The 15,718-nt window shown below is 34.3% G+C and carries 15 protein-coding genes and 1 pseudogene; 11 read left to right on the top strand and 5 right to left on the bottom strand.

All coding sequences use genetic code 11. From position 1 onward, the window contains the following. Positions 1–55: 55 nt before the first annotated feature. The 10 genes and pseudogenes from RM706_RS14525 to RM706_RS14480 form a co-directional block, all read left to right on the top strand. A complete protein-coding gene (locus tag RM706_RS14525) occupies positions 56–2,212 on the top strand; it encodes a DUF11 domain-containing protein (protein ID WP_311352827.1) in 2,157 nt (718 codons plus the stop codon). Positions 2,213–2,305: 93 nt separating this feature from the next. Then, on the top strand, positions 2,306–3,202 hold the full coding sequence (locus RM706_RS14520) for an ABC transporter ATP-binding protein (RefSeq protein ID WP_311352825.1): 897 nt from the start codon (positions 2,306–2,308) through the stop codon (positions 3,200–3,202). An 11-nt stretch (positions 3,203–3,213) separates the two neighbouring features. Beyond that, positions 3,214–4,047: an ABC transporter permease gene (locus RM706_RS14515; protein WP_311352822.1), complete on the top strand. Its 834-nt coding sequence runs from the start codon at positions 3,214–3,216 to the stop codon at positions 4,045–4,047. A gap of 143 nt (positions 4,048–4,190) precedes the next feature. Then, a complete protein-coding gene (gene uvrB, locus RM706_RS14510) occupies positions 4,191–6,179 on the top strand; it encodes an excinuclease ABC subunit UvrB (protein ID WP_311352820.1) in 1,989 nt (662 codons plus the stop codon). A 115-nt stretch (positions 6,180–6,294) separates the two neighbouring features. Next, positions 6,295–7,350 (top strand): helix-turn-helix domain-containing protein, encoded by a 1,056-nt coding sequence (locus RM706_RS14505; RefSeq protein ID WP_311352818.1) that lies wholly within the window; start codon positions 6,295–6,297, stop codon positions 7,348–7,350. A 336-nt stretch (positions 7,351–7,686) separates the two neighbouring features. Further along, positions 7,687–8,169, top strand: coding sequence for a nuclear transport factor 2 family protein (locus RM706_RS14500; protein ID WP_311352816.1), 483 nt, complete (start codon positions 7,687–7,689; stop codon positions 8,167–8,169). Positions 8,170–8,311: 142 nt separating this feature from the next. Further along, the gene (locus RM706_RS14495; protein ID WP_311352814.1) at positions 8,312–8,803 is read left to right on the top strand and encodes a DUF4440 domain-containing protein; all 492 of its coding nucleotides are present in this window, start codon (positions 8,312–8,314) and stop codon (positions 8,801–8,803) included. Continuing rightward, on the top strand, positions 8,793–9,290 hold the full coding sequence (locus tag RM706_RS14490; RefSeq protein WP_311352812.1) for a DUF2306 domain-containing protein: 498 nt from the start codon (positions 8,793–8,795) through the stop codon (positions 9,288–9,290). The genes RM706_RS14495 and RM706_RS14490 overlap by 11 nt, the downstream gene beginning before the upstream one ends. Before the next feature lie 25 nt (positions 9,291–9,315). Beyond that, complete coding sequence (locus tag RM706_RS14485) at positions 9,316–10,245, top strand: alpha/beta hydrolase fold domain-containing protein (RefSeq protein WP_311352810.1); 930 nt, start codon at positions 9,316–9,318, stop codon at positions 10,243–10,245. 71 nt (positions 10,246–10,316) lie between these two features. Continuing rightward, a pseudogene (locus RM706_RS14480) lies at positions 10,317–10,451 on the top strand (UvrB/UvrC motif-containing protein); the annotation flags it as partial. 92 nt (positions 10,452–10,543) lie between these two features. Here the strand turns inward: RM706_RS14480 and RM706_RS14475 are convergent. The 5 genes from RM706_RS14475 to RM706_RS14455 form a co-directional block, all read right to left on the bottom strand. Continuing rightward, on the bottom strand, positions 10,544–10,969 hold the full coding sequence (locus RM706_RS14475) for an Hsp20/alpha crystallin family protein (protein ID WP_311352805.1): 426 nt from the start codon (positions 10,967–10,969) through the stop codon (positions 10,544–10,546). Between the two features lie 112 nt (positions 10,970–11,081). Continuing rightward, positions 11,082–11,483, bottom strand: a complete 402-nt coding sequence (locus tag RM706_RS14470; RefSeq protein ID WP_311352803.1) for a TerB family tellurite resistance protein — start codon at positions 11,481–11,483, stop codon at positions 11,082–11,084. Between the two features lie 103 nt (positions 11,484–11,586). Beyond that, positions 11,587–11,922, bottom strand: a complete 336-nt coding sequence (locus tag RM706_RS14465; protein WP_311352801.1) for a hypothetical protein — start codon at positions 11,920–11,922, stop codon at positions 11,587–11,589. A gap of 434 nt (positions 11,923–12,356) precedes the next feature. Continuing rightward, a complete protein-coding gene (sucC, locus tag RM706_RS14460; protein WP_311352799.1) occupies positions 12,357–13,550 on the bottom strand; it encodes an ADP-forming succinate--CoA ligase subunit beta in 1,194 nt (397 codons plus the stop codon). 110 nt (positions 13,551–13,660) lie between these two features. After that, positions 13,661–14,302 carry an LON peptidase substrate-binding domain-containing protein gene (locus RM706_RS14455; RefSeq protein WP_311352797.1) on the bottom strand — a complete coding sequence of 214 codons (642 nt, stop codon included), beginning with the start codon at positions 14,300–14,302 and terminating at the stop codon, positions 13,661–13,663. Between RM706_RS14455 and lysA the strand changes: the two genes are divergently transcribed. Continuing rightward, the gene (lysA, locus tag RM706_RS14450) at positions 14,301–15,695 is read left to right on the top strand and encodes a diaminopimelate decarboxylase (protein WP_311352795.1); all 1,395 of its coding nucleotides are present in this window, start codon (positions 14,301–14,303) and stop codon (positions 15,693–15,695) included. The genes RM706_RS14455 and lysA overlap by 2 nt on opposite strands. The last annotated feature ends 23 nt before the right edge of the window (positions 15,696–15,718 follow it).

The following is a 15,718-nucleotide window of genomic DNA, read 5'->3' as shown; positions in this document are numbered from 1 at the left end:
AATTATTCTAGGGGCTTTTATTGTATTTCAAAACAGGGCAGCAACACAGTTATCGATGAAATACCACAGTATTGGTATCGTTCGCAACAAACAATTGTCAAAAAGCCCAAGCACTTGTTATTTTGATAAGGTTTGCTATTGGCTCAACCATATCATGAAACAATTTACCTTTCTTTTTATAGTATTGATCTCTGCGTTCGCTCATGGACAGCTAAGTGATTTACACTATTTACCACCATTAAAACAAGGAAGCAATAATCAAGCCATACAACAACAGTCCATTTACCTCTCAACACCAGAAGCAACAGCTTTCACAGTGAATGCATATAGAGGTATAAGTACAACGCCTATAGCTACTTTCACGATTTCAAATGTAAGTCCTCAAGAATATAGCTTAGGTAATGGTGACAATAATATTACTTTGGTAAGTAACTCTAATACCGGTGTCGTTTTGACTGATGGTGGACTGCGATTTGAAGCACCCAGCGGAAACAATTTCTATGTCAACTATCGTGGAAGATCAAATTCTCAAGCTGCCTCTTTAACATCAAAGGGGCGAATCGCACTGGGTACCAATTTTAAGTGGGGTGGGGTACCCAATTTAGGAACACATGTCTCAAAATCCAATACCCTTGGCATTATGGCCACTGAGGATAATACTACTATTACGCTATCAGGTTATGATCCCAATTGCGAGTTTCGTGTGGGTAATGACAGAGCTGGAATCACAGATGATAGTTATACGATTGTACTTGATCAAAATGAATCTTTTGTTTTTGAAACTTATATTGGTAATTCAGCTACCCAAGCTCATGAAGATGGTTGGATAGGTGCTTCTATTGTGGCAGATAAGGATATCGCTATAAGCAATGGCTCATTAAACTATGGTCGTCAAGCTGGTAGCAGTAATCGTGATGCTGGAATAGATCAACCTGTTCCAGAAAATAGGCTGGGTAAAGAATACGTTTTTGTAAGAGGAAATGGAAATTCTAATGGTTGGACTGAATTCCCGTTGATCATAGCTACAGAAAATAATACTCAAATTTTTGTAAATGGTTCTGTCACGCCAATAACTACAATTAATGAAGGTGATTTCTTTGAAATTCCAAGTAGTAATTACTCTTCAAATGCAGTAGGCTCGAACATGTATGTCGAAACATCAAAAGATGTTTATGCCTACCAATGTATGGGTGGATCCACCCAAGCTTATACTCAAGGATTGAATTTTGTTGCACCAGTGAGTTGTCTATTGCCTGATACCATGGATAATATACCTAATATTACCGATGCCGCTGGTGTCACAATTACAGGTGGTGTTACGATAATTGCTGCAACAACAACGCCTGATAGTAATATAACCGTTACTGATGGAAGTGGTACTGTCACCCTACCACCATCCTCTACTATAGCTGGGACAATCGACTGGAAAACATTTTATTTGCCAAGCTTAACAGGTAATGTTAGCGTACAATCTACTGGACCTATTGCTGTAGGTTTTTTTGGGTTTAACGGAGCAAGAGGAGTGGCAGGTTATTATTCAGGATTTGATACTGTGCCAAGTATCGACTTGCAGATTACTGGCAATAACTGTTTACCAGGTGCAATCTTAGAAATCTCAAGTGGAGAAACTTTTGATGCATACCAATGGTATGGAGATGGTGTTTTAATACCAGGGGCCACAACAGCGTCCTACACCGCAACAATGGCGGGAGATTATTTTTTAAGAGTGACAAGAGGACCTTGTACGTATGATTCAAATTCCATTTCAGTATACTATTGCGACCCAGATATCATACTTAATAAAACCGTTGATCAAAATAATGTAACTGATGGCAGTAATGTCGATTTTACAATCACGGTTGAGAATTTTTGGGATGAACCGGTTACCAATTTAAATTTAACAGACATATTGCCAAATGGATTAGAATTTGTTTCTGCCTCGATTACTGCTGGTACATTTACTTACCCTAATTGGACTTTAGGCACTTTAAATTCCGGACAACTTGAAACCCTTACCCTTACAGCAAAAGTACTTATATCAAATATTTACATGAATTCTCAAACATATACTAATACCGTAACCAAAACACAAGATCAGACTGATTTAAATATTACCACCGATAATCCAAGCGTAAACGTTACCGTCAATATGTTACCTCCAACAACAATAATCACCAACCGAAGAATTACAGTGCGGATAAATAAGAACTAGCCGGTTGTTCAAAAAAGATGTTTTGATATTATTTTGTAACAATTCTGATGATTAGTCGTCAAGTTATTATAACAATCAAAAAACAATTCCATCTTGGAAACTATACTGACCGTATCTGATCTTACAAAAAAGTTTGGCAGTCTTACCGCTGTTAAAAACTTATCATTTACTATTGAAAAGGGGAATGTCTATGGTATTTTAGGACCCAACGGCAGTGGAAAATCAACTACTCTAGGTATTATTTTAAATGTTGTAAACCGCACTGCTGGAGAGTTCAGTTGGTTTGAGGGAAATACATCCACCCATGATGCATTAAAAAAAGTAGGAGCTATTATTGAGCGGCCTAACTTTTACCCTTACATGACCGCTATTCAAAATCTAAAATTGGTTTGTAAAATCAAGGAAGTTCCTGAAGATAAAATTCAAGAGAAATTAGAACTGGTTGGACTTTGGGATAGGAAGGACAGCAAATTCAAAACCTATTCATTAGGCATGAAACAGCGTTTGGCGATTGCCTCTGCCCTGCTCAATGATCCTGAAATATTAATTTTAGACGAACCTACAAACGGCCTTGACCCCCAAGGAATTCATCAAATAAGGGAAATCATCAAAAAAATTGCTGGATTGGGAACAACAATTCTCTTAGCTTCTCACCTATTGGATGAAGTGGAAAAAGTATGTTCGCATGTAGTTATTTTAAGAAAAGGAGAGAAATTGTACTCAGGTCCAGTCGACAGTATGCTTTCCAGTCATGGCTTTTTTGAATTGCGTACCAAAGAAATGGAAAAACTAAAAAGCCTGCTTGAGAAAAACGCAAGTTTTGGCAAGATTGAAGGTGAGAATGGCACTTTGACCGCACATTTAAAAGAAGAATTAGATGCCGAAGAACTCAATAAAGTACTTTTTGAAAAGGGTATTGTACTTTCTCACTTGGTTAAAAGAAGAGAAAGCTTAGAAGAACAATTCTTAGAGTTAACCAAAAACAACTAATCAAAAAACACATGGTACGCTTACTACAAATAGAATTCATCAAGCTTTGGAACAACAGAGCAAGTAAAATACTTATCACATCTTACTTTGTATTATTGACATCAATTGCCTTAATCGCAGCAATTAAGTTTGATATTGGACCTGTAAAGTTTCATTTAGCGGAAATTGGGATTTTCAACTTTCCCTATATCTGGCACTTTAACACTTTTGTTACCGCATTCTTTAAGCTCTTTCTGGCCATCGTCATTGTATCTATGATGGCCAATGAGTATAGTAACAAGACCATAAAACAAAACTTGATAGATGGGCTTTCCAAAAAGGAATTTATTCTGTCTAAATTTCTGACAGTGATTTCTTTTTCATTGATTTCAACAGTTTTTGTGTTTGTTGTTTCCATAATTCTGGGCCTTTTTTATTCAGATTACAATGAAATTTCTATCATATTTTCAGACTTAGAATTTGTTTTTGCCTTTTTTGTAAAATTGGTAGGGTTCTTTTCCCTTTGTTTGTTTCTGGGCATCTTTGTAAAACGTTCAGCATTTGCACTAGGGTTCTTAATACTCTGGCAAATAGTTGAGGGAATCACCCGAGGTATAATTCGATGGAAACTATTTGATAGTGAAACCACAGAAACTGTTATGGGTTTCTTTCCACTACAATCTATGTTCAATCTAATTAAAGAGCCGATTACCCGGTTAGAGGCGGTTCAAACAGTTGCAGATCAAGTGGGTGAAAGCATTACACTAAACTACCATGTCCATTGGTACGAAATCTTGATTGTACTCTGTTGGACAGCTATTTTCATCTATTCATCCTATGCATTATTAAAAAAGCGAGATTTGTAGAATTTTGTAGAATCGAAAAGACGAAATTTAGTTTTTTTACATTGGATTAAATGAAGTTGTTCATTTTCTGACAAAGGCTTTATACTAAAAAGATAATACATCTACTGACTTCTTTTTAGGAGCTGCTTTAGTATTTTTATTGAATGAAATTTAAAGTTGTATCAGAATTTACCCCTACTGGAGATCAACCCCAAGCGATAGAAAAATTAGCAAAGGGAATTTATTCAAATGAAAGGTATCAAACCCTACTAGGTGTTACCGGTTCTGGCAAAACATTTACCGTTGCCAATGTCATTGCCGAAGTACAAAGACCAACATTGGTGTTAGCACACAATAAGACCTTAGCGGCACAATTATATTCAGAGTTCAAACAGTTTTTCCCTGAGAATGCTATTGAATATTTTGTCTCTTATTACGACTATTATCAACCAGAAGCTTACATTCCAACAAGTGGAACATATATTGAAAAAGACCTATCTATAAATGAAGATATTGAGAAGCTTCGTTTAAGTGCAACCTCGTCTTTATTATCAGGACGCAGAGATGTTTTGGTGGTCGCTTCGGTCTCTTGCTTATATGGTATCGGTAATCCAGTGGAATTTCAGAAAAATGTGATTTCAATACATCGAGACCAGGTCATCTCTAGAACTAAATTCTTACATCAGCTAGTACAAAGTTTGTATTCAAGAACGACCGCAGATTTTAGAAACGGTAATTTTAGAGTAAAAGGCGATGTGGTTGACGTATTTCCAGGTTATGCCGACCATGCCTTTAGAATCCATTTTTTTGGAGACGAAATTGAAGAAATTGAAGCTCTAGATCCATTCAATAATAAAGTTATTGAGATTTATGACAGTTTGAATATTTATCCGGCAAACATGTTTGTCACTTCCCCTGATGTCTTACAAAATGCTATTCATCATATTCAAGATGATTTGGGAAAACAAGTTGACTACTTTAAAGACATAGCTCGGCCATTGGAGGCAAAAAGATTAGAAGAACGTACCAATTTTGACCTAGAAATGATTCGAGAACTTGGTTATTGTTCAGGTATTGAAAACTACTCGCGTTATTTGGATGGTCGCGATCCGGGCACAAGACCTTTCTGTTTGTTAGATTACTTTCCTAATGATTATTTAATGGTCATTGATGAAAGTCATGTAACCATTCCGCAAGTACATGCTATGTATGGTGGTGATCGTTCACGTAAAGAAAATTTAGTAGAATATGGTTTTCGATTGCCCGCTGCCATGGACAATCGACCATTAAAATTTGAGGAATTTGAAGCATTGCAAAATCAAGTACTTTTTGTAAGTGCTACACCAGCCGATTATGAATTACAATTGAGTGAGGGGGTTTATGTCGAGCAAATTATTCGACCAACTGGATTGCTTGACCCTATTATTGAAGTACGTCCAAGCCTCAACCAAATTGATGATTTAATCGAAGAAATCCAAAAACGGGTAGAATTGGATGAGCGCACCTTAGTTACTACTTTGACCAAACGAATGGCCGAGGAATTAACCAAATACCTTTTGAGAATTGATGTTCGTTGCCGTTATATTCATAGTGATGTCGATACTTTAGAACGTGTTGAAATCATGCAAGACTTAAGAAAGGGGATTTTTGATGTTTTGGTCGGTGTGAATTTGTTGCGTGAAGGTCTCGACTTACCAGAGGTATCGTTAGTTGCAATTTTAGATGCTGATAAAGAAGGTTTTTTAAGAAGTAATCGATCGTTGACCCAAACTGTAGGTCGGGCAGCTCGTCATTTAAATGGACAAGCTCTAATGTACGCTGACAAGATTACGGAAAGTATGCAAAAAACCATTGACGAAACCAACTATCGCAGAGAAAAACAAATCGCCTATAATACCGAGAACAACCTTGTACCTAAAGCTCTCAATAAGAGTTTAGATAATGCTTTAGCAAAGAATTCAGTTTCTACCTACCATTTTCAAAAAGAAGAATTACGTGCTGCAGAACCAGATTTAGAATATTTGACCCCTGACCAAAAAGCTAAAATTATTTTACAAAAACGTAAAGCAATGGAAAAAGCCGCCAAAGAGCTTAATTTTATGGAAGCGGCAAAATTACGAGATGAAATTAAAATGCTACAAGAGCAGGAATGATAATTAGAGAAAAGTCAACTGGATATTTGTTTTGATCTGTACGCAAATAATAGATTTTATTTCCCTTTTGTGAATAAATCACAACTTTGGCTCACATTTTTTATTTTTGACAGAAATGATTCTATTCCTATTTATTCAGGCATTGCTTACCCTGTTTATTTCTGGTGGTTTTTTCTTTAATCAACCAAAATTTCAAACGAGAACCATCGCTCTATACTTTTTGCTTTTTTCAATTGAAATATTTTATTTTATTCATGGAAATACTGGCATTAGAGATATATTTCCTGAGATTCTTGGTCGCTTTTACTTTTCAATAGGTGTCTTGTATGGCCCGTTGTTATTCTTGCATTTTCAGTCGGTAACTTCAAAGAGCAGAACATTTATCAAGTTCGATTTACTTCATTTAATTCCGTTAGTTGCACTTAATATATTTATGTACGACATAATAACGATGTCCACAATTGAACGCGTGGGCTATTTCAATAATGGAGAAAATTTCTATAACTGCATCTTAAACTTAAACTATTTCAGAGCTGCCCATCAGCTTTTCTATGGGGTGTTGTTGTTTTTATTCTATAAAAAGAATGCTCCGAAACTTAAAGTAAACCAAAAATTCTATTTAGGAGGCATCGCAATTATCTATTTGTTGACGACTATGGTCATTTCTTGGTTTACGCAATTTGCGAATAGTTGGAATGATTTTTCATGGTATTATGTGATTTGCAACACGTTCGTTTTATTAATTGGCTATATACTATATCAGGATCCAAAATTTTTCAAGACATTAAAAGCCAAATATCAAAATTCAACTCTCAGCGAAAATGATATGACATCTATCAAAGCACAAATTGAAGACTTATTTATTTCTGAACAAACCTATCTCGACAATGAGCTTACTCTTGACAAATTATCGGTAAGACTATCTCTTAAGTCCCATCATATTTCACAAACACTATCTTATTTGTCAAAAGATAATTTCAATGATTTCATAAACGCTTTTCGGGTAGAACATGCCAAGCAACTAATGAAAAATGTTGGTTATAATCATTATAAAATTGAGGCCATTGCCTTAGAATCGGGATTTAATAACAAAGTGACATTTTACAAAGCCTTTTCAAAATTCGCCAATACTACTCCATCTAAGTTTCGAAAAAAAGTATTAAATGCGTAAACAATAATTATTGTTTACGTTTTGCCGCTTGTAATTCACATTTTTTTTATGAATTGATTTGAATTTTGTCACAGCTATTAATCAAAATTAAAATGTATACATCCAATCCCAAAGGCGGGCGATTTGTAATTATCATTGAAATCTTTTCGATTTTATTTAATTATGAAGGTGGTGAACTGTGATTCACTTTTTACTCTCCTTTTGATGATAATTACCTGTATTGCTGACATAACTATGAGCTCGTAACTTAAAGAAAGTCTTTTAAAGGAATGGTCCGTGACTTTATAAAAGACTGTAAATGGAATGAAAAATAATTTGAACAAATCACCAAATACAATGAGAAGATTAATACTATTCTTAATGCCCTTGATGATAGGGTTTTCCTGTAAAGAGGTTAAGAACAACAATAAAGAGAAGAAAAACTTGGTCACTGAAAAAATAACGGAAGATGAAGCATTGCATTTATTGCACAAATGGACCAACGCCTATCTTACAGGCAACGCAAATCCATTACATGAAGTTCTGGATGATTCTTGGGTTTATTCTGGTTCAACTAATGGCCAAACAACTGATAAAGTCGCCACCATTGAAGAGTTCTCAAATGCTGACTATAAATTTCATGATATTGAATATCAAGAATTGGATGTTCGTCTATTTAATGACATTGCTATAGTTAGAGGTTCCGAAAGAATGGTTATAGTAAGCAAGCCAGACAAAGACACGACAACACTAAAGCTACGTTTTACTGATGTGTATAAAAAAAAGAATGGGAAAATAAAGGCCATAGCAACTCATAGTTCGCCAATTATAGAAGAATAAATTTATTGATTCAATAATTACGAATAACCTTGCAGCAATCAAGAATCTTGCTATAGATATAATTCTGATTATGTCTCAGTCATTGCCCTCTTTAAATAAATCTTATCATATTTTGTTCTGAACCTTAAAAACATAAATCAAAATGAAATTAAACAGAAATACTTGGTTCTTAATAACAACAATTAGTTTGATAATATCATGCGGGAAAGAAAACAAATCTATGCGCCAAGCCGAAATTAAAAGCTTTGAAACTGAGGAACATAAAAAAAAACTTCATTATTTAAAAGAAGTGCTCTGGCCAAAAGCCTACAGTCAGCAAGACACTATATTATTAGATAAAATTTTAGATGATAGTTTTGAACTTATCGATAATAACGGGAACCGTTCCAATAAAAAAGATGAATTAGTATGGATTGCAAAGAATGCAATAAAACATGATTCATTTAGATATGAAATAAAACGATCGGATATATACCAAAATGGAACCTGCGTAATCGCGGGTACTGGGCATATCTATAACGACACTGTTCACAATAAATACCAATCTAGTAATGTTCTGGTATATCGAGACTCTATATGGAAAGCTATTTTATCACATGTGTCAGGCTTTAAAAAAATTAAAAATGGAAATTGATAATTGGATACATTCGCCTGTAGGAGGTATACATTTTATCACATCTGTTATAGGGTTATTTACGGGTGCTTATATTTTGTTAACCAGAAAAGGCACTAAAATTCATAAAAGTATCGGTTATGTTTTTTCGATTTCATTGTTATTAGTAAATGTTTCAGCTTTGTTTATCTATGATTTTAATAATGGTAAACCAAGTGTTTTTCACTATTTAATTATTGTTTCATTATTCTTCTTGTTCTTTGGAATCTTACCTATGCTAAAAAAGAATAAAACAAAAAAAAGTCTAAATAAGCATATAATTGGTCTGAATGGGGCGGCAATAGGTTTATGGGCTGCCGGCGCAACTGAGTATTTTATTAGAGAATTGGCTCATGATTTAAACAAAAACGAACTAATTATATATTCGTTTTTAATTTCTATACCATTTGCACTAGCAATTACTATAAGTATAACTTATAATTTGAAAAAACTTCATAAGAACAAATAATGAATTTCTATAAGAAAAATTTCAAATGAAAATAAAGAACGATACTACTGTTTTAACTGCACTGGCATTTCTCTTATTATTACCACTAAATTCAAACTGCTCCAACCAAATGAATGAATCTAACGAAATCAATGCAATAATTTCCAATGTAACTCCAATAACCAATATTCCTTATAAAAATATTGATTCAACAAGTCTATATCTTGATATTTATTTTCCATCAAAAAAACTTGGCCAAGATCCTTGGTTTGAGTCTACGAATGGTTTAAAACCCTTAATTATAAATTTTCATGGAGGGGGATGGATTGAAGGAACTAGGCAAGAAAGTCTGCTGAATTTACTTCCCTACATGAAGAAGAAGTTCATCGTTGTAAACGTTGATTATAGGCTATTGCCAAAAACAGATTTAAAAGGAAGTCTATCAGATTGTATTTCAGCAATTAATTGGGTTACAAAAAATCTATCCCAATATAATTTAAAGTATAATAAAATTATTCTGACTGGTGATTCTGCTGGAGGTCACTTAGCTCTGCTTGCTGGTACTATAAATCAGGATGGAATGGATTTATTGGGTATTGAAGATAAAAAACTCTTTAAAACCGATGCTATTATAAATTGGTATGGAATAACTGATGTACCTAAGGCCATCCATTTTTGGAATGATTCCGAGTATGAAAATATTTTACTTAAAAACGTATCACTTGATATAGAGCAATATTTTGAATTATTATCCCCAATTATTTATGTTGATAAAAACACCCCTAGTATCATAAGTATTCATGGTGATGCTGACATAAATGTTCCTATATCTCAGTCTATTAAACTACATGAAAAATTAGAAGGCTATTCTTTGAAGAATAAGCTAATAACTATTTCAGGAAAAAAGCACGGAGGTTTTTCTATAGAAGAACTAGATAAGGTATATAAGAATATTTGGAAATTTTTAGGTTCCTAAATAGAAAGAGAGAGGTAAACTCATAATATTCATTTACTAACTATAGCATCACTCAAATGCTAAAATTGAAGTATTTGACTCCTGACCAAAAAGCCAAAATCATTTTGCAAAAACGTAAAGCCATGGAAAAAGCCGCCAAAGAGCTTAATTTTATGGAAGCAGCTAAATTACGTGACGAAATTAAAATGCTACAAGAGCAGGAATAAAAAGAAAGCGCCACTTAAATAAGTGACGCTCTCCCTAACTAACCAACTAAACAACCAACCATTATGAAAACCGAAACGGCATCATAATTTTTTTATGTTATATCAATCAAGCGTTTTGGTTTTGGTAACGCCTCTTCTTTTTTGGGTACTACCACTTTTAATATTCCATTTTCATAAGTGGCGTTGATTTTACCTCCATCAACAGTTTCTGGTAACGTAAATGCTCTTTTGAAGGAAGTATATGAAAACTCTCTTCTGGTGAATTTTTCTTGTTTGGCTTCGCTTTCTGTTTTCACTTCAGATGAAATAGTAAGCACATCGTTGTCTAATTCAATGTTAAAATTATCTTTTTTAAACCCTGGGGCAGATAATTCAAGAACAAAGTCATTATCATTCTCTATGATATTGACAGCTGGTAAATTGCCGTTCCTATTTTCCATACCCCCAAACCAATCAGGATTGAAAATGTCATTCATTAAACTAGGGAATATTAAATTATTTCTTTTAACTAAACTCATGGTGTTTCTTTTAAAATTATGTTCACCTATAGCTAGTCAAAAGATATACCAATAAAATTTTACTGCCTTTTTGGCGTTAATCAAAATTTAATTCATGTCATTTTGGCATGATTTAATTTTGATGTGCTTTAAAAATATTGATAAGTACTTTGGGTGGAACTACTTTATTAGGGTATTTATGCATCACTTCTAAGACTTGGCCTATGGCCGAAGGTGGCAACCCCATCCATAATCCAATATTGTGTAGACGTTCAATCTCTTTTTTATGCTGTTCTTCGTCAATATTCATGAGCAGTAAGAGACGATTAAATTGGACTATCTTTTCTAGCTCCGTACTAGGTGTCTTTGTTGATGGCTTTTGCCTCAACAAGCTATCTAATGAAGCCTTTTTTACGTCAAGAAGATTAGCGACGCTCAATAAAAAATCATATTCAGATTCTTTGATCTTGTAATCAACTCGAGCAAAATCAATCAACTCACTTAAAACACTTAGTTTGTCTTGGTAGGTATTCATAGAAAAAGGGTTACCTTATAATAACTGGTAGAACTCAATTTTCGTATAATAAAAAAATCCTGAATTGATTCAGGATTTTTCAGCTAATTCAAATAACTATATTCTATACAGCTATTCTCACAGGAACTGTGTATGTTCTACCCTCTTTAAAATTGGCAAAGTCAACTTTTTGATAGTTTAAACGACCTTTTACAAAACTATCTAAAGTATCATCAGTGGTGTCGACTGATAGCACAACAATTTCGCCATTTTTATTGATGGTGAATTGTACATTGGCAGTTAAATCTTCTTCGACATTAAAAGAATTACTTTCAAGCATCTTGTGAATTTGTGCAGATAAATTTTTAGTGGAATTTACAGGTTCAGCATTTATGTTTGCTGAAACATTAGCAACTAAAAACATAGCTGCTGTAACCAAAACTAGGCTCATTTTTCTCATGACTTGTTGTTTTAACCTCCAGTTGAATTTATTGGAGATTGATTAATATTGATTGATGATGTAATACTATAAAGACGTTCGAAAAAGATATTTGTTACTTTAAGTCTATATTCTTAACAATTTTTTATCGAATCCTTGATTTTCTACATCGCCTCAAAATTAAATTGAAAAGCCTTGCCAAAAGAACCTGTATACGCTATTTAATGCTTTTATAAATTTGATAACTATAAGGTTATATTAAATGCTTTGGAAAAGTGGCAAAAACCTCTTGAAGAAACCGCACCAATTTATCATAAAAGAACGATTTTTCTTCATTCTTTCTATTTGACTTTTACTTTTTACTCAGTTTCTACAGTAGGTTCGTTGAAGAAATCAAAAAAAGGGCAATGTTAGTTAAACATTACCCCTTCAAATATTTATTATCAATAAGAAAGCTATGCTAACACTTCTTTTACTTTATCAGCAGCTTCTTGAAATTGAACAGCCGAATGAACCGCCAATCCTGAATTATCAATAATCTCTTTTGCCAATTCAGCGTTGGTTCCCTGTAGCCTCACAATGATTGGGACTTTAATGGCATCACCCATATTCTTATAAGCATCAACTACTCCTTGAGCCACACGGTCACAACGAACTATACCTCCGAAGATATTTATCAAAATAGCTTTTACATTAGGATCTTTCAAAATAATTCGAAAAGCTTCTTCTACTCTCTTTGCATCTGCCGTACCACCAACATCCAAGAAGTTAGCTGGTTCTCCACCAGCCATTTTTATCAAATCCATAGTAGCCATGGCAAGTCCTGCACCATTAACCATACAACCCACGTTACCATCTAAATCAACATAATTAAGGCCTACTGCCCTTGCCTCAACCTCAATGGCGTTTTCTTCGCGCAAATCACGCATCTCAGCATACTGTTTTCTGCGATAAAGCGCATTGTCGTCAATAGAAACCTTAGCATCTACCGCCATTATTTTATCATCCGATGTTTTTAAAACTGGATTAATCTCAAACATACTGGAATCACTCTCCACGTAAGCTTTGTACAAAGAAGCAACAAATTTGGTCATTTCTTTAAAAGCTGTACCCGACAATCCAAGGTTAAAAGCAACTTTTCTAGCTTGAAAAGGCATTAATCCGACAGCTGGATCTATTTCTTCGGTAAATATTAAATGAGGAGTTTTTTCTGCAACTTCTTCAATATCCATTCCACCTTCAGTAGAATACATGATCATATTTCTACCTGTTCCTCGATTTAACAAGACTGACATATAAAACTCACTGGTTTCACTATCACCTGGATAATACACATCTTCAGCAATCAAAACTTGATGAACCTTTTTACCTTCTGCGGAAGTTTGAGGTGTAATCAGGTTCATTCCAATAATTGAACCTGCCAATTCTTCAACTTCTTTCAAGTTCTTGGCCAATTTTACTCCTCCGCCTTTACCTCGACCACCAGCATGGACCTGGGCCTTGATGACATGCCATCCCGTTCCGGTTTCTTGAGTCAATTGCTTTGCTGCATCAACTGCTTCCTTTGCATTGTGAGCAACAATACCACGTTGAATTCTCACTCCAAAACTTGCCAAAATTTCTTTACCCTGATATTCATGAAGGTTCATATGATCGTAAAATTATATTAAGGTGACAAAAATAGGAAACCAGAGGTAGAATTAATAATTATAAATGCAGAATAAAATTAATTGATTGTTCAATAGTAAAGAGCTAGTCCCTAATCTACTTTAAAGTCTTCAAAGTCTAATGGGTCAAAATTTTTAAAATGTCCATTCATTTCAATAACCGCTTTGGTATTATTTATCTGTTTGAGTACCGTAATCGTTGATTCTAAATGCAGTCTAATGTAATGCAAGCGTTCCGTTTCATTTGTCAATTGCAAAAGCTCATACTCTTGATCAAAAGAAAGCCCCATTTTATGAGCAAATGCATAGCTATTGAACTTTTCAGAAGGCACTAGAGGCAATTCTACACCCATCAAATCGTAGAGCTCTTGGATTTTTTCGAGGACTTCTTCTCGCAAGCTTTCATCTGCATCATTATTAGCCTCTAAAAACTTAACTTCTCCACCGGCGTAGAGCTTTTCATCCATTTCATTATCAAAAGTTACGATTTTAAACACTTGACGTGCAACACAAACTACATCCATTTCACCACCTTCATAAGTGTTGACCACTTCAACCAATTGTACTTCTGTTCCGTACTCAATTTTTTTATTGATATACACCGGAATTCCAAATGTAATCGCTTCTTCACGGCAGTCTTTGATCAACTGCTGATAGCGCTCCTCAAAAATATGCAAGGGAACGGTTTCACCAGGAAAAAAAACAGATTGCAAAGGAAACATAGGTAACTTCATGAACAAATTTTTCTCTAAAATAAGGACATCGAGAGAACAAGTCAATATTCTTTTTTGTTATTTTTATAACAAATTGTTGTATTTAATTAATTATCGACATTATTTCTTGCTTCAAAGTAAATCCTATTTTAAATTTGAACAAAACTTGTTTATGAAATCATCAGAACTCTTGAAAGTAGCTAAAACGTATGGAGCACCCTTATATGTCTATGATGCTACTAAAATAACGTCGCAATATGAACGTTTGACCAATGCTTTTAAAGGAGTAGAAAGCCTACGTTTGAATTATGCCTGTAAAGCACTTTCAAACATCGCGGTATTACGTTTAATGCATAGTCTTGGCAGTGGACTTGACACGGTATCAATTCAAGAGGTGAAATTGGGCTTACTTGCCGGTTTTAAACCCGAGTCTATAATATATACCCCAAATGGCGTTTCCTTAGAAGAAATTGAAGAGGCTGCCACTCTAGGGGTTCAAATTAATATCGATAACCTATCGGTATTAGAACAATTTGGCAGCAAGCATCCAGATATTCCTGTTTGTATTCGAATTAATCCGCATGTAATGGCAGGTGGAAATTCGAATATTTCTGTTGGTCATATCGATTCTAAATTTGGAATAAGCATTCATCAAATTCCCCATTTATTACGAATTGTTGACTTGACTAATATGAATATTAACGGAATTCATATGCATACTGGCAGTGACATTCTTGATATTGATGTTTTCTTATACGCTTCAGAAATTCTCTTTGAAACCGCTAAAAATTTCAAAAACTTAGATTTCATTGATTTTGGAAGTGGGTTTAAGGTACCCTATAAATCAGGTGATATTGAAACTAATGTTGAAGAGTTGGGCAAAAAATTGACCGCCCGCTTCAATCAGTTTTGTAGTGAATATGGTAGACAATTGACTTTGGCCTTTGAACCTGGTAAGTTTTTAGTGAGTGAGGCTGGGTATTTTTTAGCAAAAGTTAATGTGGTAAAGCAAACTACTTCTACAATATTTGCCAGTGTAGATTCGGGCTTTAATCACTTAATACGCCCAATGCTCTATGGTTCTAATCATGAAATTGTTAATATTTCCAATCCTGATGGACGGGAGCGTTATTATTCGGTTGTTGGTTACATCTGTGAAACAGACACCTTTGGCAGTAATAGACGGATTAATGAAATAGCTGAGGGAGATATTCTGGCTTTTAAAAATGCAGGTGCGTATTGTTTTACTATGGCCAGTAATTACAATTCTAGATATCGTCCGGCGGAAGTACTCTATTATCAAGGAAAAGCCCATTTAATTCGTGAACGTGAAACCTTTGATGATATTCTTAAAAATCAAGTTGATATCGCTGATGTATTTGAAGCAAAAGTAGAAAAGGTAGTTGTGAAATAATTTGGCACAATTTTCGTTAGTTT

The organism is Croceitalea rosinachiae (assembly GCF_031846445.1).
GTDB lineage: Bacteria > Bacteroidota > Bacteroidia > Flavobacteriales > Flavobacteriaceae > Croceitalea > Croceitalea rosinachiae.
This window is presented reverse-complemented; position numbering and strand designations above follow the sequence as displayed.

Coding starts and splice junctions, on each gene's coding strand:
- RM706_RS14525 (WP_311352827.1), top strand. CDS start 56: ATGAAATACCACAGTATTGGTATCGTTCGCAACAAACAATTGTCAAAA.
- RM706_RS14515 (WP_311352822.1), top strand. CDS start 3,214: ATGGTACGCTTACTACAAATAGAATTCATCAAGCTTTGGAACAACAGA.
- uvrB (WP_311352820.1), top strand. CDS start 4,191: ATGAAATTTAAAGTTGTATCAGAATTTACCCCTACTGGAGATCAACCC.
- RM706_RS14505 (WP_311352818.1), top strand. CDS start 6,295: ATGATTCTATTCCTATTTATTCAGGCATTGCTTACCCTGTTTATTTCT.
- RM706_RS14500 (WP_311352816.1), top strand. CDS start 7,687: ATGAGAAGATTAATACTATTCTTAATGCCCTTGATGATAGGGTTTTCC.
- RM706_RS14495 (WP_311352814.1), top strand. CDS start 8,312: ATGAAATTAAACAGAAATACTTGGTTCTTAATAACAACAATTAGTTTG.
- RM706_RS14490 (WP_311352812.1), top strand. CDS start 8,793: ATGGAAATTGATAATTGGATACATTCGCCTGTAGGAGGTATACATTTT.
- RM706_RS14485 (WP_311352810.1), top strand. CDS start 9,316: ATGAAAATAAAGAACGATACTACTGTTTTAACTGCACTGGCATTTCTC.
- RM706_RS14475 (WP_311352805.1), bottom strand. CDS start 10,969: ATGAGTTTAGTTAAAAGAAATAATTTAATATTCCCTAGTTTAATGAAT.
- RM706_RS14470 (WP_311352803.1), bottom strand. CDS start 11,483: ATGAATACCTACCAAGACAAACTAAGTGTTTTAAGTGAGTTGATTGAT.
- RM706_RS14465 (WP_311352801.1), bottom strand. CDS start 11,922: ATGAGAAAAATGAGCCTAGTTTTGGTTACAGCAGCTATGTTTTTAGTT.
- sucC (WP_311352799.1), bottom strand. CDS start 13,550: ATGAACCTTCATGAATATCAGGGTAAAGAAATTTTGGCAAGTTTTGGA.
- lysA (WP_311352795.1), top strand. CDS start 14,301: ATGAACAAATTTTTCTCTAAAATAAGGACATCGAGAGAACAAGTCAAT.
- RM706_RS14455 (WP_311352797.1), bottom strand. CDS start 14,302: ATGAAGTTACCTATGTTTCCTTTGCAATCTGTTTTTTTTCCTGGTGAA.